The sequence below is a fragment of the Mycobacterium sp. MYCO198283 genome, from assembly GCF_021213805.1.
Lineage (GTDB): Bacteria > Actinomycetota > Actinomycetes > Mycobacteriales > Mycobacteriaceae > Mycobacterium.
Genome location: NZ_JAJQJI010000008.1, coordinates 230550 through 252395, shown reverse-complemented (window position 1 = coordinate 252395; position 21846 = coordinate 230550). Strand labels below are relative to the sequence as shown.

Below are 21846 nucleotides of genomic sequence, written 5' to 3'. Positions count from 1 at the left end.
TTCAGAAGGGTCGTTGATCGGTGTCGCGGTCGTGGGGATCGCCCAGACCGATGCGCACGTTGGGCCTGAAGTCGATGCCATGCCAGCCGTCGTACTCGTAGGCGTAGACCTGAGCAGCGGTCGAGGGCGCATACCCGGAGGCGACGATCCTGCGTGTCACTTCGGCCGACGCCAACGCACGGTCGCTGTCGAGTAGCCGAGCGTTTGGTTGTCGACCCTTACCGATGTACCCCATGGTCCGCGTGGTCCATCGAGGCTCCGGCATGAGCTGAACGTCAAGTACCAGCTGTTAAGCGCCACCGAGCCAGTCGGGCGGGAAGAGGCTGCATATCGCCGGAAGAAATCCCGACTCGATGCGCAATTCGTAATCACACCAGTACCGCCCACCACTCCAAAGCCGGTACGGCTGCGCCACATCGTCCCCCACTCGCTCCGAATCCCGCCGCTCTGATCGGGATTCTCGCAAAGGCATAAGCGATTCCGGCGCCGGATCTGCGACGATGCGGATCTGCTAGGGCTGGTTGCTCATCACCCGTCACCATCGAGGGTGGGGTCCGGAGCGCCAACGAACCTGTAGAAGTGGTGTAGAGCCGACCAAGAAACCCCAAGGATCGCGCCTCCTGTGCCGCTGGGAGAAGCAGTGCCCGGTTCATCGATCCAGGGCTAGGCGGAGGCAGGCTCACTCACAAGTTGATGTTGGTGCCGTGCGGGACATTTGCCCTGTGGGCAGGGTTGATGACATCGAGCAGGAAGAGGGCGAAGAGGGCGAACTCGACCGTAACGCTCTACCGGACGGCCGAGCAGCCCCTCCAGACCTACGAGGAACTCTGCGACAAGTTCGAAGCCGAGGCCGCCGATCTACCTCCCGACCAGTGGATCGACGGCGAGTTCAGAGTCGGCGAGTACATCATCGAGGCTGTCTCGGTCGGCATCCACCAACAGGTCGAGGTGAGCGCTTCCATCGTCAACAGGTTCATAGACGGAACAGTGGCGTCGTTCGTCACGTACACCGACGAGGATGGCCCCGTCATTGCCGAACGCCGAATGCCGAATGCCGAATGCGCTACCGTGGTGAAGTTGACTTCCGGAAGGGGATCTCCGGCTCCGTGAAAGCAGAACGGGCAGTAACACGATGAAGCACCAGGCGCATTCATCTCAGGCCATGGCCGCTTTCGAAGCTCAGTTGAGAATCGCCGTTCAGAGCATTCGGCTGATCGTCCTCGTTGCAGTAACCGGTCTGCTGGTACCTGCTGTCGCCTGCTCAGGAGTGCAGGAAAGGGACAAAGAATCCTATCGGTATGGCTACGAGGAGATCAGTGTCTCGGCTCGCACCCTAAGAGAGGCGCTACGGGCTACCGATGCGCAATTAGGAGGTAATCAGGACGACTCTGAACGCACCGTCTGTGAAACCTCGACTGACGGGCTACCTCTGGTGTCGGGGCCGAGTCCGGAGTATGTCGAGAGCGATGTCATCGAGGGATGCATCGATGCACTGCTCGAATCAACAGACACCCGCGCTGCAGCCACAACTACGGCATCGCCTTCCAGAACTGCAGCAGCGACGAATACACCACCGGCGTCGACGACCGCAGTCACGTCAACCGGTGCAACGGGTCACGCCACCACCATCAACGACTACCGCGAGCAAGCTGGTATCACCATGCTTCCGATTACCGGCAACGACACCCTTCCTGGCGCGCCGCTCGTGAAGCTCCCCCCAATCCCCGGCTGGAAGGCAAGCGACAATCGCCCACCGGATACTTTTGGTCAGATCGTTTCAGCCGACCCGCGATTCGCTTCCGACCCGCCTACCATCACCGCGGTCTACGTGAGGCTGACCGGCAACTACAGCGCCGACCTAATCTTGCAATATGCACCAAACTCCCTGAAGAATCTTCGCGAATTTCAGGCGAGCTCGGAGAATCCAAACGAAAATCTGAAAGGTTACAGGGCAACCGGGCTCTCGGGATCTTATGTCAGCGACGACGGCGCCCGAAAGCTAATCGCTCAAAAGACGGTCGTAATACCTGGAAGGGGTGGCTTGTACGTCCTGTTTTTGAGGCTGCTGGCGGCGAATGACTCGACGCAGGCGTCGGTAGCCACTGAAGCGTTCCGGACGATCAACACTGAGACAGAGATAGCCCTTTGATGCGCTTTTGGCGCACGGCGCGGCGGAATGGTTGCATGTGCAGCAGTTTGGACGACGTCGGGAGTGCCTGCTTCACGCCGGGGTTGAATAATTCCATCGCTGCATCGAAGTCGGAGTACTGCAGGCGCTTGTCCTCGCGCAGGAATCCGCGCGCTCCAGGTCTCACACGGCACACACCTAATCAGGTTCCGCTGACGGCCTGCCGCCGCTGGGATTCGCAATCCCGGACAGCCAGCACGCGCAGAATGCCCTCATGAGCAGAGCATGGACGCTTCTTGCCGTTGATGAAGCCGAACGCAGTTACATGGGCAACGCTGGCTACGAAGATGTCCTCGGCCAGCGCTACACCTGGGACGAGACGGTGGCGAACGGCAGGAGCCTTCAATCCGGCGACCTGATCGTATTGTGGGACAGCGACTTTGTGCTTGGAGTGTCGTGGATCGACACCATCGTAGAGTGGCCCGACAAGAAGGAGCGCTTCCGCTGCCCGAACTGCAGCAGGACAAAGTTCCACATGCGGAAGACTCAAGAGCCGCGGTACCGGTGCACTATCTGCTTGACCGAATTTGACCATCCCGACATCGAGATGCTCGAGAACATCAGCTTCTTCCGCGCAAGTTACGAGCGGACATGGCAGGAACTCGATCTCGGGATGCCGAAGAGCGCGCTTGAATCAGCCCTCTTAAGTCGAGCCCGGCAGAACTCGATTCGCGAGCTCGACTTCGAGACTATTCGGGGAATCCTTGAACAGGCGCAGCCGCTGGGTGACCTGTGGTGGAGCTCGGCATCGGAGAAGTCGAAGAGCCTGCCAGGTGGTTTCTATGGCGTGATCGGGAAGGCCCGCGTCGGGCAGCAGCGATTCAGGGAGGAGATGCTGCTCCGCTTCGGGCACTGCTGCGCAATCTCTGGTGCATTACCGGGCGCAATGCTCGACGCCGCTCATCTATATCGGTACGCCGATGAACCGAAGCACGACCTCGCCGGTGGGCTGCTCCTCCGTCGTGACCTCCATGCCCTCTTCGACCGGTACGAAATCCTGATCGACCCCGACGACGAATGGCGCGTCGGCGTGCGGCCAGGCCTCGAGAAGTACCCGGAGGTTTGGCGCTTTCACGGTGGCCCCATGCTGCCCAAGCCTGATGTCAGACCGAAGGCCGAGTATCTCCGCATTCACGCGGCGGCCGCACGTGCGAAGTGGAGCTCCGTGGACACGGACTGATCACGAGGTTCGGCTCGCCGCACTGACTTGGCTGGCCTGCCCGACTCGCGGATGATGCTGGGGATGAGGTCGCGGACGAGCTTGCCACCGGTCAACGTGGGGGTCTCCAGTCCGCTCGGGCATGCTCGGTCCCGCGGGTCTGGACCGAGCGCACGAAGTCGAGCCGCGCCTCCGGAGTTCTCCCCGTGGCCGCGATGACCGCTTCGCGCAGTGGATGGTGACTGGAGATCAGCCGCTCGTTGCGCTGCCAGAGCCGCTCGAGGAAGTCGCCGTGGGGAAGGCGATGGAACTTGCCCGGCCGGTCCTCGATTGCAAACTGCGCACGCCAACACGAGATTCCAGACATCGTCGAGATCAAGGAACACGCCGCGCGCTATCAGCATGTGGGGGAAGTAGTGGTCGACGTCGGCGGAGTGTTCAAGGTCCAGAAGGGGCGTCACCGGCGCACCGCAATAGAAGCAGGCACTCGACTGGTATCCGCTCAGACCCGGACGCACCCAGGTAATCGACCGGCGGTGACCGAGCATGCCGCGCACGATCATCTTGGAGGGTCGGTCGTAGACCACCCGCAGCATCGAGCCGGTGGACCTCTTCTCGTGCCACGTGCTCTCGACGAGCCGCCAGCGGGACTCGGTTTCGGCCTCCAACGGCTGCTTTACATCGGCATCGGAGGCCAGCGCGAGCAGCTCGTCGGTGAACCGGATGGCGCGCAGCGCGTCTGCTTGCGCTCGTCGAGAAAAGTGTCTCGACGTCTCCGTCGCCCACCTTGTGGAAGGCATCAATGACATTGTTGAAGCCGAGAAGCGCGGTGGTGGTGACGAGTTCATCGTGCGTGATGGTGCCCGTGTTGAAGTGCCGGCAGGCGTCAAGAAACCGGCTGCCCGCGGAGGTGGACTGGGTGTCGATCTCTCACCGACAGGGCCAAGGCCATGGTCGTGACCTCGTCGCGCAAGGCGGCGGTGCGCTACAAGCTGGCCTTCGACAAGTACGTCGGCGAGCAGGGCTACACCGACGTCGCGGCCTTGGTGGCGTTCTCCGGCGAGGTCACCGACCCCGACTCAGGGGTAGAGAAGGCCACCGAAACCTCGGCCCTGATGAATCCGGGCTTGAAGGGCCGCGACCTGCGGGACGCCTTCGCCACCGACGAGTACCAGGTGATGTTGGTGGCGAACAAGTTTCAGACCGGCTTCCACCAGCCGCTGCTGGTGGCGATGTACGTCGACAAGCGCCTATCGGGGGTGGCGGCGGTGCAGACGCTGTCCCGGCTGAATCGGGTGGCTCCGGGCAAGGATCAGACTTTCGTTTTGGATTTTGCCAACGGTGCCGAGGAGATCGTCGAGGCGTTCGAGCCGTACTACGAGGCCACCACGCTCGCAGACGTCACCGATCGCAACATCGTGCACGAGACCATGTCCAAGCTCGATGCCGCCGCGATCTACCAGGAATCCGAAATCGACGGCCTGGTCGCCGACTACCTGGCCAAGAAGGGCAACAATGCGCTGACGAAGTGGGTGACTCCGGCCCGAGACCGCTTCCGCGACCGTGAACGCACCGCTATCGAGACCAACGACAAACCGGCGCGGGACGAACTCATCATGTTCCGCAAGGACGTCGGCACGTTCCTCCGGCAGTACGACTTCCTGTCCCAGATCTTCAATTACGAAGACCTGTCTCTGGAGAAGCTGTCCATCTACCTGCGCCACCTGGCTCCCGTCATCACCGCCGAGCAACTCCAGCATGAGATCGACCTGTCCACGGTGGATTTTGACTACACCGCCCAACATGAGCAAGGCTCAACCTCGGGCAAGCTCGCCGGTGGTGTGCCGCTCGAACCGGCCAAGGAAGCCGGGACCGGTAGCGTCAAAGACCCCGAGCTGGTGGCCCTTGCCGAGGTCATCGAGAAGATAAACGACTTGTTCTCCGGCGACCACCCGAATTCGAGTGTGAGGAACGTCGTCACCCACGTGAAGGAACGCCTCGAAGAGAGCGAGACCCTGCAGCAGCAAGCGCAACACAACTCTCTTGCCCAATTCTCGGCCAGCCCAGATTTGCACAGCGAGTTCATGACGGCGGTCATCGGGGCCATGGCGTCCTCAGAAGACCTCTCGACCCAGATCATCAACAACGCCGACCTGTCGCAGAAGCTGCTCGCCGAACTGGTGCCAATCATCTACAAGGGCTTGAAGGCGTCAGCGTAGGAGCGTGGTCGCCGACCTTGTCATTGGTACGTCACGCGTCATTCGCGACCCGAACGGCAGAGCCCGTAGCAACACGATCCCAAGGTCGACCTGGAACCGGTGCACGGCTTCTATCCTGGTGCGGCGCACCCCGGGGAATCGAAATAAGTAAGGGGGCACGGGTACGGTGTTCAACCTCATAATGCGGTCGGGCGATTGGGATACTGGTGTCGAAACGATGCCGATCGAACGGATACTGGAGTACACCGACCAAGTCATTGCCGAGCAGTTTCGCCCCTCGAGAAGCCTCCGGCTTGACCTGCTTACTGCGTTGCCGTGCCTCTTTATGCAAGAAGGCACTGATGACGAGATAGCACGCGTAGGCCAGATCCGTAGAGCACGCGCCATCGGCAGAGACATCTCGTTTGAGTACGTCATCGACCCAGACGTTCCTCCGCTGCGAAACAGCGCCATTTACGCAAACCGAATTGCCGTCGATATGCGCAATGACTTCGAGTTCTCGCGCAATCACTGGGCTGTGAAAGACGTCGATTTGTACCGGTTTCTACTGCGTACAGTTCGACCGCGGCGGCAGCGTCCGACGGTCTTCCAGATCGCAGAGCATGAGAACATTGACCCTGCTCAGGCATCAGCGATGATGCCCTTTGCTCCTGGCTTTACCCCGGTGTACGAGTGCATTCAGCAAGCGGCTGAAACAGTGGGACTTCGATGCAGGAGGGCTGACGACATCTGGGAGGATCCATCGATTATCCAGGATGTCGTCTCCTTGATTGATAGTTCGAGGATGGTCGTTTGCGACTGCACCGGGCGAAATCCGAACGTGTTCTATGAGGTGGGTATCGCGCACACGCTCGGGCGCGAGGTCATCTTGATTACACAAAGTCACGACGACATACCCTTCGACCTCCGACATCTGCGGTACATCGCTTACCTCAACAATGGTGAAGGACTCGCATCTTTGTCGAAAAGCCTGGAGGCGCGGATGGAGACCATCCTCGGCCACTGACTTCCAACGGAGTGCATCACCGCTGGAACGCCCGGCTTGACCGTTCCACTGGGAACGCCCTGATTCGCGGCGAAAACCAGCAGAAATCCGCGCATGATTATCGCGCTAGAGCGATCTTTGACAGCGCCGCCGCGATTTGTCGGTCCCTTCCCTGTGCCGCGTGCTGGTATCGCATAGCGGCCTGAGGGGTCGAATGTCCGAGGCGGGCCATCAATTCCGCAAGCGTGGCCCCGGTCTGCGCGGCCAGCACGGCACCGCTGTGCCGGAGGTCGTGGAACCGCAGATCTGGACGACCCGCCGCCGTGCGGGCGGTGTAGAACCGGCGGTAGAGGGTGGCCGGTGCGAGGTGCCCGCCGTGCTTGGCGGGGAACAGGAGCGCGTCTCCCCTTATCCCTACGTGCGTCCCTAGGTGAGCCTGGAGCACCGGCACCAGGTGGGGCGGGATGGCCACGTCACGGGTCCCGGCGTCACTCTTGGGTGAAGTGACCTCGTACCCCTCACCGGCCCGCACCACGGCCCGCTCGACGTGAATCAGGCCCTCGTAAACGGCCACCTCCTGGCCCTGGTCGTCGCGCTCGGTGAACGTCGACAGCTCGAAGTCCTTGCGCCGTAGCTCGGTCAGCTCACCGAACCGCAGAGCGCACCAAGAGGCGAGCAGTATCATGGCCTGATACGGCGCGGGCATGGCGTTGGTGAGCGCCTCCAGCTCGGGCAGCGAGGCGGGGCGGATCCTGTGAACACGCCGCGAGGTGCCAGCGCCCCGGATGACGCACGGGCTCAACGCCGCCTTGCCGTCGGCCACGGCGGTATTCATGACCGCGTTGAGGAGGCCGTAGGCGTGCGACCGCGCCGTCGGGGTGCTCTCGCCCATCCTGGTGTGCCAGGCCCGCACGTCGTCGGCGGTGATCGAACCGACCGGCATGGCCCCGAACGTCGGATAGATGTGCTCGGCGAGCAGCCAGGCGTAATGATCGCGGGTGCGCACCTTGAGCGCCTCGCCCTTCACCCGCCGGTTGTCCAGCCACACCGTGGCGTAGTCCCGGAACGTCAGCTTTCGGTCGACCGTGGGCGTGGTCTCCGGCGGCGTCCAGGCCTTGCGGATGATGTCCGCCTGCTGGAGAGAGAGCCAGGCCCGAGCGTCCCCCTTGGTCAGGAACGTCGTGGGTGCTTTGTACCGACGTCCGTCGGGACCAGTGAAGCGAGCACGGTAGTGCCCGCCGGGGAGTTGCTCGACGGTTCCGAACGTGCCTGATGTACGTGCCATGGCGTGGCCTTTCGTGGTGGGTGGAATGTGGGCTGAGGAGTGCCCACGGGCTATCTGTGGGCTAAGTACAGCACACTGCCTTCCGCACCCTTCCGCACGTGAAATCCACTGCTGATAACCGATTTCCACGGTTTGTGCTGATCAAGATCTCAATCGTAGCAAATATGAAATGGGATTCAATCCCAGTATCGCGCACCAAGCTTTACGCAGGTGAGGCTCGGTAGGCCTGGGGGCTCGGGCTGCGAACCTTGGCTTATCGCTGATCTTCGCGCGCACGCCGCTGAACCTAGAAGCGGGGTGCACCCGGCGCCGACATCGATGCGCGGTGCAGCACATCGGCGGCAGACCCGACATATGGGCATGTCAGCCCAGCCGTTCAGACTGAGACCATGGAAGAGATCGCACCCGACTCGCCGCGTTGTGAGCTGGCGCGAAGCATGGTCGGCCCGGCGTGGCCTGGACTCGACGACAGTCACCGGGATGAAGTTGTCGACGAGATAATCTACGGCGTCTACAGCAGGGCCATCAGCGTGATGCTAAGCACCACTGCACCGTTGAGCGAGCATCTTGTCGCCGCGGGCCGTGCGGCCGTGCAACGTCCCCTGAGCAGAGCGCCACGAGCAGCCCGCGGTTGCTGCCCGCACGTCTGCTGGTGGTGCGACGAGCCGAAAGGCGAAAGGACTGTGTCGCCGTCAACGCCGCCGGTAGACGTCCCGCCTCCGGCGGCGGTCGAAGCCGAACGTAGCGATACAGCTGACGCACCGTACGACAGCCTGCGAGAGCTGAAGAGCTTCGCGTACAGCATGGTCGGGCCTTCGTGGCCGGGGCTGGACGACGGAAGTCGCCGTGATGCGCTCGAGTGCCTGTTCGATGCTGAGTATGAGTTCGCGATCGACATCATGGTTGAAAGCTCAACCGTCCGCATAACATTCGCCATCGCTCGCGAACTTGCCGCACTCGACGCTCGCGTGCGCAAGTACTTCGGTCCCGACGCGACCATCGCCGAATACGGCTGGCAAAACAACAACCTCTACGAGGTGGCGGTTATTACGCCTGGCGGCCCGCTTATGGACGCTCCCGCCGTTCTCGTTGATAAGGCAACCGGTGCCGTGGACCTTAAATTCGGCCTGCTGGGCAAGCCACCTGCGTCCGATATGACAGCTATCGGCAATCCGCCGCCTTAAAGACGTCAGTCCGTACCTTCACCGCACGCCTGTGCTGACGTGGCCGAGAGTGGAGCAGACGCCTGTGCTCACGAACGCCCTCGCTGAGCTCGCTCCGCGCCGGATAACCGCAGTAATTTGTCAACTGAACGGCGAGCATGACCTTCATGCGTCAGCCGGTGGATCCCGGTCGAGCAACGAATTCGAGGCCGTTTCCGCGCTCGGGTCGCTCTGCAATGCAAGCAGGCGAGCATCGCGGAAAGCTTCATCAACAGCTCGTCTTCGGGAGTGTTCAGCAAGAGTGCATATTGGGAAAACCTCACGGTTGGCGCATAGTGTGAACTTGCGCGTTCTCGCGTTGCTGCCGTCACCGTCACCGTCACCACGACGGTGGTAACGTCTACGCCGCTCTTCCTAGGCCAAGCCGGCTACAGCAGGAACCTGAACGGACAGGCGCGGTCGGATCGACATGGAGCTGAACTTCGGCGAGTCTGACGCGGCGCTCGTGATCGCAGTGCTCGAGACTTGCACGCCGCTGCCGGCCGGCCTGCTGAAAGACATCCGCGCTGGCGCCGACGCCTGGTTCAGCGATGACGTCCGGCCGCTGATACTCGACGCGATCACCAACCAGGAACTGCAGGGGGCGGGCGACCGTGGATAGGTTCCCTGATGACCTGCATCTGGTAGCTGCCGACGAGTATCAGCCGACCATGGTGGCGGTGCTGCTGCGCCGCGAGGGACTCGAGAACGCCGCGCCTGACGCACAAGAACGGGCCATCGGCGGATGGTTGAGGTCGAACCGCCCGACGCCGATGATGGAGTACTCGATTCGGCACAGCGGATTTGGCCACTTGCTCGACTGATGCGCCCCTACTTAGCCCACCGACGGGTCACCAGCGGGCCGCACCCGATCGTCGGATGACACCTCAGCATCGGGCACGTCACGGCGGTCAGCAGCCTGCCCGCCGGGCACGTTTCACGGCAGGTTGAACACCGGCGCCGACCGTCCGGTGCCTGTCCACCGCCGGCCGCCGGCGTGCCACGTCGATACGGTGACCGGTTCGCCGGCTTCGACGGCGTCGAGCAGCGGGTGTAACAAGAGGTCCTCCATCAGCGCCCCATCAGGCACCCTGGACCCACGATGCCCACTCCCCTAGTCGACGACGCCCACGACCTGACAGCGCTGCGCGCCCAGAGCGACCCCGACGAGCTGTTCACCTCGTTCGCCGCCTGGGCGGAAGAGGCCGGCACACCGCTCTACCCCGCGCAGGAAGAGGCGCTGATCGAGCTGTTCAGCGGCGCGAACGTCATCCTCGCGACGCCGACCGGCTCGGGTAAGTCGCTGGTCGCAACGGGAGCGCAGTATGCGGCGCTGGCCGCCGGAAAACGCAGCTACTACACCGCACCGATCAAGGCGCTCGTCAGCGAGAAGTTTTTCGCGCTCTGCGGGGTGTTCGGCCCCGCGAACGTCGGCATGCTCACCGGCGACGCATCGGTGAACGCACAGGCGCCGATCATCGCCTGCACCGCCGAGGTGCTCGCCAACATCGCGTTGCGCGAAGGCGAATACGCCGACATCGGCTTGTGCGTCATGGATGAGTTCCACTTCTACGGCGACCCCGAACGCGGCTGGGCCTGGCAGGTGCCGCTGCTGGAATTGCCACGCGCCCAATTCCTGCTGATGTCGGCCACCCTGGGCGACGTCACGTTCCTGCGCGACGACCTCACCCGCCGCACCGGCCGCCCGACGGCCCTCGTCGCCCACGCCGAACGGCCGGTGCCGCTCTACTACAGCTACGCCACCACACCGATGCACGAAACCATCGGCGACCTCCTCGACACCCGGCAGGCGCCGATCTACGTCGTCCACTTCACCCAGGCGGCGGCGCTGGAACGCGCCCAGGCGCTGACGAGCGTCAACGTCAGCACCAAGGCCGAAAAGGCCGCGATCGCCGATCTCATCGGCGCGTTCCGCTTTTCGACGGCGTTCGGGTCGACGTTGTCGCGGCTGGTGCGCCATGGCATCGGCGTGCACCACGCCGGCATGCTGCCGAAGTATCGCCGGCTCGTCGAACAACTCGCGCAGGCCGGCCTGCTCAAGGTCATCTGCGGCACCGACACCCTCGGGGTCGGTATCAACGTCCCGATCCGCACCGTCGTGTTCTCGGCACTGTCGAAGTACGACGGGACCCGCAGCCGGCTGCTCACCGCGCGAGAGTTTCACCAGATCGCCGGTCGCGCGGGCCGTGCCGGTTACGACACCGCCGGCACCGTCGTGGTGCAGGCGCCGGACCACGAAGTCGAGAACCTCAAACAGTTCGCCAAGGTGGCCGACGACCCGAAGAAGCGGCGAAAGCTGGTGCGCCGCAAGGTACCCGAGGGCATGGTGCCATGGAGCGAGCAGACCATGACCCGGCTCGTCGACGCCCCGCCGGAACCGCTGACGAGTCACATGCGCGTCTCGACGGCCATGATCCTCGACGTCGTCGCCCGCCCCGGTGATCCGTTCGCGGCGATGCGGCGGCTGCTCCTCGACAACCACGAGCCCCGTAAGCGACAGCTGCGGCTGGTCCGCGAGGCGATCGGTATCGCCCGCTCGCTGCTGCAGGCCGGTGTCATCGAACGACTCGCCACACCGGAACCCGACGGGCGGCGCTACCGGTTGACCGTGGACCTGCCGTCGAATTTCGCGCTGTACCAACCGCTCTCGACGTTCGCGCTCGCCGCGATCGACGTCCTCGACCCGGTGGCCGATTCCTTTGCGCTCGACGTCGTGTCCGTCATCGAGGCGACGCTCGAAGACCCGCGCCAGATACTGGCCGCGCAGCTGAACAAGGCCCGCGGCGAGGCGGTGGCCGGGATGAAGGCCGACGGTATGGAATACGACGAACGTATCGAACTGCTCGACGACATCACGTATCCGAAGCCGCTCGACGAGCTGCTGCACCACACCTTCGAGGTGTACCTCCGCAGCAACCCCTGGGCCGCCGACGCTGCGCTGTCACCGAAATCCGTGGTCCGCGAAATATGGGAGCGGGCAATGACATTCCGCGAATTCGTGAGCTACTACGGCCTCACCCGATCCGAAGGGGCGGTGCTGCGCTATTTGTCCGACGCCTTCAAGGCGCTGCGGTCCGGAGTGCCTGCTGCCGCGCGGACCGACGAGCTCACCGACATCGTCGAATGGCTGGGAGAGCTGGTGCGGCAGGTCGATTCGAGCCTGCTCGACGAGTGGGAGCAGTTGACGGCCCCCGACCCGGCGCTCGAGGCGCCGGTCGCGGCAACGGTCCGCCCCCGACCGCTCACCGGGAACGAGCGGGCCTTCACGGCGATGGTGCGCAATGCGCTGTTCCGGCGGGTGGAGCTGTTCGCCCGCCGACGCTGGCACGAGCTCGGCGAACTGGACGCCGCGGCGGGCTGGCCGGCCGAGCGCTGGGAGGAGGTGGGGCAGGCCTACTTCACCGAACACGCCGACGCCGGCACTGGTGCCGACGCCCGCGGACCGGCGCTGCTGATCATCGACCGCCGACCCGATGTGTGGCGGGTGCGGCAGATCCTCGACGACCCGGCCGGCGACCACGACTGGGGCTTCGAGGTGGAGGTCGATCTCCCCGCATGCGACGACGCGGGCGTCGCGGTGCTCCGACTGGTGGATGCGGGCCGGCTGGATTGATCGGTTCGGGGACGGACGCGGCTATTCCGATGGATGGTCGCGCTGCACGAGCCGGCGAGCGACCTCGTTCAACGGGGTGTTGGTCTCTTGCGAGAGCTTCCTGAGCAGCTCGAACGCCCGCACCGCGTTCACGTCGAAGCGCTCCATGATGATGCCCTTGGCCTGACCGATGATGTCGCGGCTTGCCAGCGCGCTGTAGAGCTCGTCTGTGCGCCGGGCACTGGCCAGACCGATCGCCGCGTGCGTCGCCAAGACCAGACCGACCTCCTCGATGTCCGCCGTAAAGGTATGCGCCGTATCCGAGTACAGGTTCAGCGCTCCCAGCTCCCGCTCGTTGGTGAAGAGTTGGATGGACAACGAGGAGCGGACAGGCGTCTGCGACAGCAGGTCCGCGACGAACATCGGCCAGCGGCTTTCGTTCTCGAAATCGTCGACGAGCACGGTGTGGCGGTCCCAGATGGACTCCAGGCACGGCCCCTGCTGGTGACGTTCCTGCAGGGCGTCCACCTGCTTGGGGATGTCCCCGGTGGCGGCCAGCGATTGCGGCTTGCGGCGCTTGCTCGTCACCAGCGTCACACCGGCATGTTTGACGCCCGGGAGCATGTCCGTCGCGCTGCGGGTCACCTCCAGCAACAGGTCCTCGATCTCCAGCTCGGCGACCTGATGGCTGTGCAACGACCGCGCCAGGCGCGCGATCGCCCCGTTGATCTCGGATTCGAACCTCTGATTGCCCACCGGTCGCCCCTCACTCGTCGAGGGGAAGCCTAGCTGGAGCGTCAGGGTGACCCGAGGTAACGACGGATCGGCTGGGCCACCGGCCCGGGATCTACCCGCTGCCTATCCAAAACGCGATGGTGCCCAACAGGCTGATGCCGCCGATCAGCGACACCGCGATGATGCGTCCGGTCGCGGTCACCGGGTAATCGCGCTCGGTCTCCAGGATCGCCGGGGACGACACCCAGACCAGCAGCACGGCGCCCGACACGGTGGAGAACACCGCAGCCGGTTCTCGGCCAACGACAGCCGCACCAGATTGTCGGCGGCGAACAGCGGAGCCGGCTCGTCTGCGACATGCAGGAGAAACCAGCGGCCGCGGCGGGTGCGTCCGGGGCGACTCGACCGAATCCGAACCCCCGTTGTCGGTGCCCCGTGCCACGCTCGGGCCATGATGCCGAACATCGCGCAGCTCGACGCTCTGGTCGCCCACTGCGAAGAACTGACAGACGCAAAAGCCCCCGGCGGCTATCCGAACAGCTTGGCGCTCTGCGTCGTCGACGCCGTGCAGTCGACGGGCGTGCGCTACACCAGCGTCCAGAACGTGGTGCGTCGATACCGGGAGCACCGGGAGCGCGAACATGCTGACGCGGACACCGACGGCGTCGGGGATCTGCTCAAGACCTTCGCGGACGTCGGCGGGCCGGAGCAGTGGGCGAAGGCGATCGGTAACCGCAACCGGACGTCGAGCCACACCACCTCGCCGCTCAAGGCGGCGGCGATCGAGGCGGCTGCACACGCCCTGCACGACAACGGGTTTGACACCACCCAGCAGTTCCGTGCCGCGGCGAAGCAACCCGGCGGCCTCACCGATGCCGCCGCGGCGTGGTGGCGGGTGCCCGGCCAGTCCTCCGGGGTCACCTGGCACTACGTGCAGATGCTCGCGGGCGTCGACGGCGTCAAACCCGACCGCATGGTCCGCCGGTTCGTGGCGCGCGCGCTCGAACTGCCTTCGGTGGACGCCGATCTCGCCGTCGAGGCCGTCAGCCAGGCGGCGAACCGGCTCGACATGACCGCCACCGACCTCGACTACGGAATATGGCGCAGTGAACGCCGTCGTCAATGAGGCTGGGACGCAGCCTGTTTCGCGGCGGTACTGCAGCCGTGCTGGCCGCCACGGTTGCGTTCTCGCAGGGAGCCGACGCACGCTGGGCGCTGGCGATCGGTGCGGGCGCGCCACTGGCATTGCTGCTGCTCCCCCACTTCCTGCGCGGCGCGCTCGAAGGGGCCCTGACGGCGCCGGCGCCCACGCCGCCGCGCAACCGGGCGATCGAGGCGATGACGGGCGAGCAATTCGAGGACCACGTCGCCCATATCGCGCGCCGCTGCGGCCTGCCGGTGATCATGACGCCACGTACCGGCGACTGGGGTGTCGACCTGATCGTCGGGGCGCGGCCGCACCGCATCGCGGTGCAGTGCAAGCGGCAGGCGCGGCCGGTCGGCGCGGCGGCCGTGCAGGAGGTGGTGGCGGGTGCACCGATGCAGGACTGCACGGCGACCATGGTCGTCACCAATCACGCGTTCACGCCGGCGGCGCAGCGGCTCGCCGAACGGCACGGCTGTGTCCTGGTGGACGGGCACCACCTCGGCGACCTGCCGCGCACGCTGCGACGGCTGAATGCCTCAGCGCTCGAGCAGTGACATCACCGACGCGGTCAGCTTGCGGCGCGGCCAGCTGAACCTGCTGCCCGACGACAGCGCCGCCGACGCCGCATTGCGGCCGCATACGCCGTGCACGCTGCCGCCCGGGCTGGCCGACGCGCTCGCGAGGAACAACCCCTCGATGGGGGTGTCGGAACGGCCGAAACCCGGATAGGGCCGGAAGATCAGCTGCTGGTGCACCTGTGCGGTGCCGCCGTTGACGGCGCCGTCGTGCAGGTTGGCGTTGGAGGCCTCGAGGTCCGACGGGCGCTGCACGTTGCGGAACACCACCCGGTCGGAGAAGCCGGGCGCGTGCGCTTCGAGCACCCGGTCGACCGCGTCGGCGAGGCGTTCGGCGGAGGCGTCGTCGTGCACCTCGCGCGGCATGTGGGTGTAGGCCCAGGCGCTCTCGGTGCCGTCGGCCGACCGGGACGGGTCCGAGGTGGTCATCTGGCCGAACAGCATGAACGGATGCTCGGGCACGACGTTGGTGTTGATGTCGGCCATCCACCTGATGAGGCCGAAGGCGTCCGCACCCAGGTGCACCGTGCCGGCCTGCGACAGGCTGCGCGACCGCCACGGGATCTTCTCGCGCAGCGCGTAGTTCACCTTCACCACCGGGGTGTCCCAGGTGAAGTGGTCGAGCTCGGCGCGCAGCCGCTGCGGCACCGCGTCCGCCGGAAGCAGGTCCCGGAACAGCTTGGGGGCGGTCACGTCGGCGAGCACCGCCCGCCGCGCCCGGACCGTTGCGCCGTCGGCGGTGGTGACCGCGGTGGCCCGGCCGCCGCTGACCTGCACCCCGGTCACCTCGCGGTTGCACTCGATGCGGGCACCCGCCGCCTCGGCCCGCCGCACCAGCGCCGCGGTGAGCTGGCCGGCGCCGCCGACGGGCACCGGGTAGCCCACCTCCTGCGCCAGCATCGTGAGCAGCAGGCCCATGATGCCGCTGCCCGGCGAGTCGACGGGCACGTCGGCGTGCATCGCGTTGCCCAACAGCAGCAGCTTGGCGTCGGGGCCGTCGAACAGCTCGTCGGCCATCACCATCGCCGGCAGCACGAGCAGCCGCACCAGCCGCACCGCCTCGGCCGGGCCGACCCGCCGCAGCAGGTGGGCGGCGCCGCGCACCGGCGGGAACGGCGAGAACAGCGTCTCCAGCAGTGGCTCCCGGATGCCACGCCACCAGGAGGTGACCTTCATCCAGTTGTCGCCGTCCGCGGGATGCCGGCGCGCCAGGTCGGCGGCGGTGCGGTCGATGTCGCGCCAGATCACCGGCGCGTCGTCGTCCTCGGCGGAGCGCGCGTGCCCGACGACGGCGGGCGCATGCGTCCAGCGCAGGCCGTGCTGCTCCAACTCAAGCGCGGCGATGGCCGGCGACACCGCGGTCATCGGATAGAAGGCGCTGTACAGGTCGGTGACGTAGCCGGGGGTGAGCTCCGCGCTCTTCACCGCGCCGCCGGGTTCGGGCTGCGCCTCCAGCACCACCACGTCCCACCCGGCGTCGGCCAGCATGGCGGCGGCGACCAGGCCGTTGTGCCCGGCCCCGATCACCACCGCGTCGGCGCTACTCGACGTCACCGGGCACCAGCCGCTCGGCCAGCGCCGCCAGCCGCCAGGTCGACTCGCGGTTGCGCGGGTACACGCCGGCCAGCGCCAGCCGGTCGGGTACGAGCCGGCCGATGCCGCTCACCGGCACCTCCGTCATCTCGATGCGGCAGCCGCCGTCGGGCAGGTCGGTGAGCTTGAGCGTGATGCGCGCCTCACCGAACGGCCGGCCCTTGGCCAGCAACACCAGCTCGCTTCGCGGCACGCACTTCTCGACGGTCGTCTCGTCGTTCAGCAGCAGCGGCCACACCCCGACCGAGTGTTTGATCTTCGAGCCCGGCGCCGGCCAATTGGCGTCCACGGCGCGCATGCGGCTGTTGCCGACGACCCACTGCGAGTAGGTCCAGCCGTCGGCCAGCACGTCCCACACCTGCGCGCGGGACGCGGTGGTCTCGCGTGTGACGGTCATAGTGTCGCTGTCCTTCCTGCGGTGAGAGCAGATCCGTCGAAGCACCATCGCGCCACGCATACCCACCGCCCGCCGTTCTCATTGCCGCGAGTGAACAAACCATGACGTGCGTTACCCCGGGGCGCCGGGCGCCGGTGTGCCATCATGTGCCCTGACAGGATCCTGGCGACCAGGAGGCGTTATGCGGCGGTGGTGCGCGATCGTGGTCACGGGCATCCTGGCCGCGCTCGCCCTGGCCTACGCCCCCGTCGGCGCCGCGACGCCCGACGAGGAGCGGCTGTCGCCGCTCGGCCGGATCGGCGACACGCTGCGGGTGCAGTACCAGGACATCGTCGCCGACGTCACCGTCCACGACCTGGTGCCGGTGCCCCTCCCCGGCGGCGTCGACCCGCCGACGCAGCCGGGCCGCGACAACTTCTACCGCGCACAGGTGACCGTGCAGGCGGTCCACGTCCCGACGCCGCACGCGATGGCCACGCACTTCACCTTCACCGGCGTCGCACCGGGCGCCGACGGCTACATCGCCGAGCACACCGACAACCCCGACGCGCTGCTCGAATACCAGCTGACCCGGGCGCCGCAGGGGTCGACCGTCACCGGCGGCGTCTACTTCGACGCCTACCGGCAGCCGATCCGCTGGATCGTGCTGCGCGAGGTCCGCACGGGCATGCACCTCGCCCAGTGGACGCTCTGACGTCCCGACACACCGCCGCCGACGCCGCGGAGGTCGCTCCGCTGATCCGCGCCGCCACGGCCGCCGACGTCGACGACCTGGCCGCCCTCGCGGCGGCGACGTTCCCGCTGGCCTGCCCGCCGTCGCTGACCGACGACGACATCGCCGCCTTTGTCGCCGCCAACTTCACGCCGGCGAGGTTCGCCGACCATCTCGCCGACCCCGGCCGCGCGGTGCTCGTGGCCATCGACGCCGACGCTGACGCCGACCGGATCGTCGGCTACACCATGCTGGTCTGCGGGGTCGCCGACACCGACGACGTGCGGCGCGCGGTGACGTTCCGGCCGGCGATCGAGATCTCGAAGATGTACGTGGCGCCCGGCCACCACGGCCGCGGTGTGGCGGCGGCCCTGATGGCGGCCGCGCTCGACTCCTGCCGAGCGCGCGGCGCGGCCGGCGTCTGGCTCGGCGTCAACGGCCGTAACCTGCGCGCGCAGCGGTTCTACAGCAAACACGGCTTCGTCCGCACCGGTGACAGGACGTTTCGCGTCGGGAAGCAGCTCGAGCACGACCACGTGATGGTGCGCCTGCTGTGAACCCCTACGGCAGTGGGGCGTTCGTCAGCGCCAGCAACCGCGACGTCGCCCGCAGGTACTTCTTGCGGAAGCCGCCGGCCAGCATCTCCTCGCTGAAGATCGTGTCCAGCTTCGCGCCCGACACCACGACGGGGATGCCCGCGTCGTAGAGGCGGTCGGTGAGCGCCACCAGCCGCAGCGCCACGTTCTGGTCGTCGATCGGATGGACGCCGGTGAGGAACACCGCCGTGACGCCCTCGATCAACGTCAGATAGCGCGACGGATGCATCCTCGCCAGATGCGCGCACAGCTCGTCGAAATCGTCCACGGTCGCGCCCTGCACACCGGCGGCGCGACGGCGCACCTCGTCGTCGCTGAGCGATTCGGGCGCGGGCGGCAGGTCGCGGTGCCGGTAGTCGGGCCCTTCCACCCGCACCGTCTGGAAGATGGCCGCGAGGGTGTTGATCTCCCGCAGGAAGTCCTGCGCGGCGAACCGGCCCTCGCCGAGCTGCTCGGGAAGCGTGTTCGAGGTCGCGGCGATCGACACGCCGCGCGCCACCAGTTCGGACAGCATCCGCGACATCAGCGTGGTGTTCCCGGGGTCGTCGAGCTCGAACTCGTCGATGCAGACCACCACGTAGTCGCCGAGCAGGTCGATGCACTCGGTGAACCCGAACACCCCGGCCAGCTGGGTCAGCTCGCCGAACGTCGCGAACGCCTTCTTCGACGCGTCCTCGGGCAGCGCGTGATAAATCGACGCCAAGAGGTGCGTCTTGCCGACGCCGAACCCGCCGTCGAGGTAGAGGCCCGCACCGGGCAGCACCTCGCGGCGGCCGAACAGCTTCTTCTTCCCCGCGCGACGCCGCCGGGCCTCCCGCGCGAACTCCCGGCAGGCCTCGACGGCGGCGGCCTGGCTCGGCTCGGCCGGATCCGGCCGGTAGCTGTCGAAGCTGACGTCGACGAACGTCGGCGGCGGCACCAACTGGGCGACCAACCGCTCGGGCGTCACCGACGGATGCCGCTGTACCAGCGCGCCGACGTCGGCGGAGGGGCCAGGCATGCTGGCACTGTAGCGACGTGCTGCAATCGTCTTCGTGGCCGGTGAGGACGAGCGGGTCGGTGCGCCGACGCAGCTGACAGTGCTCCAGCCGGCCGGCGCCACCCTCGACGACGCCGCACTGACCGAGCTCTACCGCTACCCCGACGGGCTCACCCACTGCTGGGTGCGCGCCAACATGATCACCTCCGCCGACGGCGCCACGACGGTCGGCGGCGAGTCCGGCGCGCTCGCGGGCCGCGGCGACCGGGCGGTGTTCTTCACGCTGCGGGCGCTGGCCGACGTCGTGCTGGTGGGCGCCGGCACCGTGCGCGGCGAGGGCTACTCGGGCGTCACGCTCACCGACGAGCAGCGCCGGGCCCGCCGCGACCGCGGCCAGACAGATCTCCCGCCACTGGCCATCGTCAGCCGGTCCGGGGCGCTCGACCCGGACGCCGCCGCCTTCACCGCCACGCAGGTGCGGCCCCTGATCGTCACCACCCGCCGCGCGGTCCCCGCCGCGCGCGACCGGCTGGGCGCGCTGGCCGAGGTCATCGACGGCTCGGCAACCGACCCGGACGTCGTCGACGAAGCGGCGGTGCTCGCCGCGCTCGGCCGGCGGCGGCTCCTGCGGGTGCTCACCGAGGGCGGCCCGCGGTTGCTCGGCGGGGTCGTCGCGCGCGATCTGCTCGACGAGCTGTGCCTGACGCTGTCGCCGCTGCTGGTCGGCGGGAGCTCGACCCGGGTCAGCGCCGGGGCGGCCGCGGTGCGCAGCCCGCTGCGGCTGGCACACCAGCTCACCGACCCCGACGGCTACCTCTATCTGCGCTACCTGCGCGCGACCGGGACCGGCTGAGCGCAGCCGCTACTGTGGTCGCCATGGTCCGGCACGCGCGCCTCCTCGGCACGTTCGCAGTGCTCACGGCGTTGCTGGCCGGCTGCGCCCCCGGTCTGTCGTCCACCCCGCCCTACGTCGTCGACGACGGTGGCGGCGCCCGCGCCGACGAGCCGACGACGGCCCCGCCCACCGACGGTCCCCCGCCACTGCAGCCTCCGAAGAACGACCTGTCGTGGTCGGAGTGCACGTCGCGGCTCTTCACCGACGCAGGTGTGCGCCCGGCGGGCGGGGTACGGCTGGAATGCGCGTCCTTCGACGCCGACCTCGACTCCATCAACGGCGCCCCGGGATCGGTGACCATCGGCGTCGTGCGGGCCAGCGGCCCCCGCACGCCCGCCGACGCGGCTCCGCTGGTGCTCACCACCGGCTCCGACATCGCCACGTCGCTGCAGCTGCCACAGTGGCTGTCCCGGTCGGGCGCCGACCTCCTGGCACAGCGGCCGATCGTCGCCGTCGACCGGCGCGGCATGGGCCTGTCCGGGGCGCTGACGTGCCGCGACACCTTCGACAGCCAGGAGATGCGCGACCAGGCGCAGACCCTGCCCGGCGACGACCCGGTGGCCACCCTCGGCGAGATCAGCCGCACGGCCACCACCAGCTGCACCGACGTCATCGCCCCCGGAGATTCGGCGTACGACAACGCCCACGCCGCAGAAGACCTCGAGAAGCTGCGCAGCAAGTGGGACGTCCCCGCGCTGGCGCTGCTGGGGATCGGCAACGGCGGACAGGTCGCGATGGCCTACGCCGGGTTGCATCCGGGCAAGGTGGCGCGGCTCGTGATCGACTCGCCGATCGCACCGGGCGTCAGCGCCGAGGCGGCCGCCGAGACCGAGGTGAAGGGGCAGCAGGCCGCCTTCGACGCGTTTGCGCAGCAGTGCGCCGCGCTGCCGGACTGTGCGCTGGGGGCCAACGCCAAGCCGGCGCTCGACGGGCTGCTCGCCACCGCACGCGGCAACGGCCCCGGTGCGCCGTCCACCGCGGCGGTCACCGACGCAATCGTCACCGCCCTGGGCTATCCGGAGTCCGACCGCGTCGGCACCACCACCGCGCTGGCGTCGGCGCTCGCCCAGGCCCGCGGCGGCGACACCAACGCACTGAACAACCTGGTGAACCGGGCGGAATCGCTGCGCGACACCGACGGGCAGTTCGTCAACGGCTGCAGCGACTCGCTGAACCGGCCCACCCCCGACCGGGTGCGCGAACTGGTCGTCGAGTGGGGCAAGGTCTACCCGCAGTTCGGCAGCGTGGCAGCGCTGAACCTCGTCGACTGCCTCAACTGGCCGAGCGGCACCGCACCGCAGGCCCCGCGCGACCTCAAGACCGACGTGCTGCTGCTCGGCGTCGAGCACGACCCGATCGTCGGCACCGACGGGCTCGGCGCCACGGCCGCCGCCATCATCAACGCCGGCGCGACGAGCCGGCGCGTCATGTGGCAGGGCATCGGTCACGGCGCGGCCGTGTACACCGCGTGCGCGGCGCCGCCGCTGCTGGGCTACCTCGACACCGGCGACCTGCCGGGCACCGACATCTTCTGCCCGGCTTGACGACTCGCCGGTGTAGGTTGCC

24 protein-coding genes are annotated in these 21846 nt (G+C 67.0%); 16 read left to right on the top strand and 8 right to left on the bottom strand.

The window, feature by feature from the left end:
* Window position 1: 1 nt before the first annotated feature.
* Complete coding sequence (locus tag LV457_RS16830; RefSeq protein WP_232172563.1) at window positions 2–160, bottom strand: hypothetical protein; 159 nt, start codon at window positions 158–160, stop codon at window positions 2–4.
* Window positions 161–735: 575 nt separating this feature from the next.
* Here LV457_RS16830 and LV457_RS16825 point away from each other — a divergent pair.
* The 6 genes from LV457_RS16825 to LV457_RS16800 all read left to right on the top strand — a co-directional run bounded on the left by LV457_RS16825 (window position 736) and on the right by LV457_RS16800 (window position 6572).
* Window positions 736–1110, top strand: a complete 375-nt coding sequence (locus tag LV457_RS16825; protein ID WP_232172560.1) for a hypothetical protein — start codon at window positions 736–738, stop codon at window positions 1108–1110.
* Between the two features lie 52 nt (window positions 1111–1162).
* Window positions 1163–2149, top strand: coding sequence for an LpqN/LpqT family lipoprotein (locus tag LV457_RS16820; protein ID WP_232172559.1), 987 nt, complete (start codon window positions 1163–1165; stop codon window positions 2147–2149).
* Window positions 2150–2402: 253 nt separating this feature from the next.
* Entirely contained in the window at window positions 2403–3368 is a 966-nt protein-coding gene (locus LV457_RS16815; RefSeq protein WP_232172557.1) for an HNH endonuclease, read from the top strand.
* A 582-nt stretch (window positions 3369–3950) separates the two neighbouring features.
* Complete coding sequence (locus LV457_RS16810) at window positions 3951–4307, top strand: hypothetical protein (RefSeq protein WP_232172554.1); 357 nt, start codon at window positions 3951–3953, stop codon at window positions 4305–4307.
* Window positions 4304–5566, top strand: coding sequence for a hypothetical protein (locus LV457_RS16805; RefSeq protein WP_308192214.1), 1263 nt, complete (start codon window positions 4304–4306; stop codon window positions 5564–5566). Before LV457_RS16810 ends, LV457_RS16805 begins: the two co-directional genes overlap by 4 nt.
* A 166-nt stretch (window positions 5567–5732) precedes the next feature.
* A complete protein-coding gene (locus LV457_RS16800) occupies window positions 5733–6572 on the top strand; it encodes a hypothetical protein (RefSeq protein ID WP_232172550.1) in 840 nt (279 codons plus the stop codon).
* 97 nt (window positions 6573–6669) lie between these two features.
* On the opposite strand, the gene LV457_RS16795 is transcribed toward LV457_RS16800, so the two are convergent.
* The gene (locus LV457_RS16795) at window positions 6670–7836 is read right to left on the bottom strand and encodes a site-specific integrase (protein WP_232172547.1); all 1167 of its coding nucleotides are present in this window, start codon (window positions 7834–7836) and stop codon (window positions 6670–6672) included.
* Between the two features lie 389 nt (window positions 7837–8225).
* On the opposite strand from LV457_RS16795, the gene LV457_RS16790 reads away from it, so the two are divergent.
* The 3 genes from LV457_RS16790 to LV457_RS16780 all read left to right on the top strand — a co-directional run bounded on the left by LV457_RS16790 (window position 8226) and on the right by LV457_RS16780 (window position 9862).
* Window positions 8226–9020 carry a hypothetical protein gene (locus tag LV457_RS16790; protein ID WP_232172545.1) on the top strand — a complete coding sequence of 265 codons (795 nt, stop codon included), beginning with the start codon at window positions 8226–8228 and terminating at the stop codon, window positions 9018–9020.
* A gap of 448 nt (window positions 9021–9468) precedes the next feature.
* Window positions 9469–9660 carry a hypothetical protein gene (locus LV457_RS16785; protein ID WP_232172542.1) on the top strand — a complete coding sequence of 64 codons (192 nt, stop codon included), beginning with the start codon at window positions 9469–9471 and terminating at the stop codon, window positions 9658–9660.
* A 49-nt stretch (window positions 9661–9709) separates the two neighbouring features.
* Window positions 9710–9862, top strand: a complete 153-nt coding sequence (locus LV457_RS16780) for a hypothetical protein (RefSeq protein WP_232172541.1) — start codon at window positions 9710–9712, stop codon at window positions 9860–9862.
* A gap of 113 nt (window positions 9863–9975) precedes the next feature.
* Here the strand turns inward: LV457_RS16780 and LV457_RS16775 are convergent, their stop codons facing one another.
* The gene (locus tag LV457_RS16775) at window positions 9976–10128 is read right to left on the bottom strand and encodes a hypothetical protein (RefSeq protein WP_232172540.1); all 153 of its coding nucleotides are present in this window, start codon (window positions 10126–10128) and stop codon (window positions 9976–9978) included.
* Between the two features lie 12 nt (window positions 10129–10140).
* Here LV457_RS16775 and LV457_RS16770 point away from each other — a divergent pair, with 12 nt between their 5' ends.
* Window positions 10141–12672: an RNA helicase gene (locus LV457_RS16770; RefSeq protein ID WP_232172539.1), complete on the top strand. Its 2532-nt coding sequence runs from the start codon at window positions 10141–10143 to the stop codon at window positions 12670–12672.
* A 21-nt stretch (window positions 12673–12693) separates the two neighbouring features.
* On the opposite strand, the gene LV457_RS16765 is transcribed toward LV457_RS16770, so the two are convergent.
* Both LV457_RS16765 and LV457_RS16760 read right to left on the bottom strand, forming a co-directional pair.
* Window positions 12694–13407: a GAF and ANTAR domain-containing protein gene (locus tag LV457_RS16765; RefSeq protein WP_232172538.1), complete on the bottom strand. Its 714-nt coding sequence runs from the start codon at window positions 13405–13407 to the stop codon at window positions 12694–12696.
* 91 nt (window positions 13408–13498) lie between these two features.
* On the bottom strand, window positions 13499–13669 hold the full coding sequence (locus LV457_RS16760; protein WP_232172536.1) for a hypothetical protein: 171 nt from the start codon (window positions 13667–13669) through the stop codon (window positions 13499–13501).
* Between the two features lie 168 nt (window positions 13670–13837).
* On the opposite strand from LV457_RS16760, the gene LV457_RS16755 reads away from it, so the two are divergent.
* Both LV457_RS16755 and LV457_RS16750 read left to right on the top strand, forming a co-directional pair.
* A complete protein-coding gene (locus LV457_RS16755) occupies window positions 13838–14512 on the top strand; it encodes a hypothetical protein (protein ID WP_232172534.1) in 675 nt (224 codons plus the stop codon).
* Window positions 14509–15087 (top strand): restriction endonuclease, encoded by a 579-nt coding sequence (locus LV457_RS16750; RefSeq protein WP_232172532.1) that lies wholly within the window; start codon window positions 14509–14511, stop codon window positions 15085–15087. The genes LV457_RS16755 and LV457_RS16750 overlap by 4 nt, the downstream gene beginning before the upstream one ends.
* Here the strand turns inward: LV457_RS16750 and LV457_RS16745 are convergent.
* A complete protein-coding gene (locus LV457_RS16745; RefSeq protein WP_308192213.1) occupies window positions 15070–16662 on the bottom strand; it encodes an NAD(P)/FAD-dependent oxidoreductase in 1593 nt (530 codons plus the stop codon). The genes LV457_RS16750 and LV457_RS16745 overlap by 18 nt on opposite strands.
* Window positions 16649–17098: an SRPBCC family protein gene (locus LV457_RS16740; RefSeq protein ID WP_232172530.1), complete on the bottom strand. Its 450-nt coding sequence runs from the start codon at window positions 17096–17098 to the stop codon at window positions 16649–16651. Before LV457_RS16740 ends, LV457_RS16745 begins: the two co-directional genes overlap by 14 nt.
* Window positions 17099–17279: 181 nt before the next feature.
* Between LV457_RS16740 and LV457_RS16735 the strand changes: the two genes are divergently transcribed.
* Together LV457_RS16735 and LV457_RS16730 are read left to right on the top strand one after the other, a co-directional pair.
* Window positions 17280–17792 carry a DUF1942 domain-containing protein gene (locus LV457_RS16735; RefSeq protein WP_232172528.1) on the top strand — a complete coding sequence of 171 codons (513 nt, stop codon included), beginning with the start codon at window positions 17280–17282 and terminating at the stop codon, window positions 17790–17792.
* On the top strand, window positions 17780–18367 hold the full coding sequence (locus LV457_RS16730; RefSeq protein WP_374198877.1) for a GNAT family N-acetyltransferase: 588 nt from the start codon (window positions 17780–17782) through the stop codon (window positions 18365–18367). The genes LV457_RS16735 and LV457_RS16730 overlap by 13 nt, the downstream gene beginning before the upstream one ends.
* 4 nt (window positions 18368–18371) lie before the next feature.
* On the opposite strand, the gene zapE is transcribed toward LV457_RS16730, so the two are convergent.
* The gene (gene zapE, locus LV457_RS16725) at window positions 18372–19406 is read right to left on the bottom strand and encodes a cell division protein ZapE (protein WP_232172526.1); all 1035 of its coding nucleotides are present in this window, start codon (window positions 19404–19406) and stop codon (window positions 18372–18374) included.
* A gap of 25 nt (window positions 19407–19431) precedes the next feature.
* On the opposite strand from zapE, the gene LV457_RS16720 reads away from it, so the two are divergent.
* The gene (locus tag LV457_RS16720; protein ID WP_374198879.1) at window positions 19432–20238 is read left to right on the top strand and encodes a pyrimidine reductase family protein; all 807 of its coding nucleotides are present in this window, start codon (window positions 19432–19434) and stop codon (window positions 20236–20238) included.
* A gap of 23 nt (window positions 20239–20261) precedes the next feature.
* Window positions 20262–21824, top strand: a complete 1563-nt coding sequence (locus tag LV457_RS16715; RefSeq protein ID WP_232172522.1) for an alpha/beta hydrolase — start codon at window positions 20262–20264, stop codon at window positions 21822–21824.
* Window positions 21825–21846: the final 22 nt, after the last annotated feature.

Coding starts and splice junctions, on each gene's coding strand:
- LV457_RS16825 (WP_232172560.1), top strand. CDS start 736: ATGACATCGAGCAGGAAGAGGGCGAAGAGGGCGAACTCGACCGTAACG.
- LV457_RS16820 (WP_232172559.1), top strand. CDS start 1,163: ATGGCCGCTTTCGAAGCTCAGTTGAGAATCGCCGTTCAGAGCATTCGG.
- LV457_RS16815 (WP_232172557.1), top strand. CDS start 2,403: ATGAGCAGAGCATGGACGCTTCTTGCCGTTGATGAAGCCGAACGCAGT.
- LV457_RS16795 (WP_232172547.1), bottom strand. CDS start 7,836: ATGGCACGTACATCAGGCACGTTCGGAACCGTCGAGCAACTCCCCGGC.
- LV457_RS16790 (WP_232172545.1), top strand. CDS start 8,226: ATGGAAGAGATCGCACCCGACTCGCCGCGTTGTGAGCTGGCGCGAAGC.
- LV457_RS16785 (WP_232172542.1), top strand. CDS start 9,469: ATGGAGCTGAACTTCGGCGAGTCTGACGCGGCGCTCGTGATCGCAGTG.
- LV457_RS16780 (WP_232172541.1), top strand. CDS start 9,710: ATGGTGGCGGTGCTGCTGCGCCGCGAGGGACTCGAGAACGCCGCGCCT.
- LV457_RS16770 (WP_232172539.1), top strand. CDS start 10,141: ATGCCCACTCCCCTAGTCGACGACGCCCACGACCTGACAGCGCTGCGC.
- LV457_RS16755 (WP_232172534.1), top strand. CDS start 13,838: ATGATGCCGAACATCGCGCAGCTCGACGCTCTGGTCGCCCACTGCGAA.
- LV457_RS16750 (WP_232172532.1), top strand. CDS start 14,509: ATGAGGCTGGGACGCAGCCTGTTTCGCGGCGGTACTGCAGCCGTGCTG.
- LV457_RS16740 (WP_232172530.1), bottom strand. CDS start 17,098: ATGACCGTCACACGCGAGACCACCGCGTCCCGCGCGCAGGTGTGGGAC.
- LV457_RS16735 (WP_232172528.1), top strand. CDS start 17,280: ATGCGGCGGTGGTGCGCGATCGTGGTCACGGGCATCCTGGCCGCGCTC.
- zapE (WP_232172526.1), bottom strand. CDS start 19,406: ATGCCTGGCCCCTCCGCCGACGTCGGCGCGCTGGTACAGCGGCATCCG.
- LV457_RS16715 (WP_232172522.1), top strand. CDS start 20,262: ATGGTCCGGCACGCGCGCCTCCTCGGCACGTTCGCAGTGCTCACGGCG.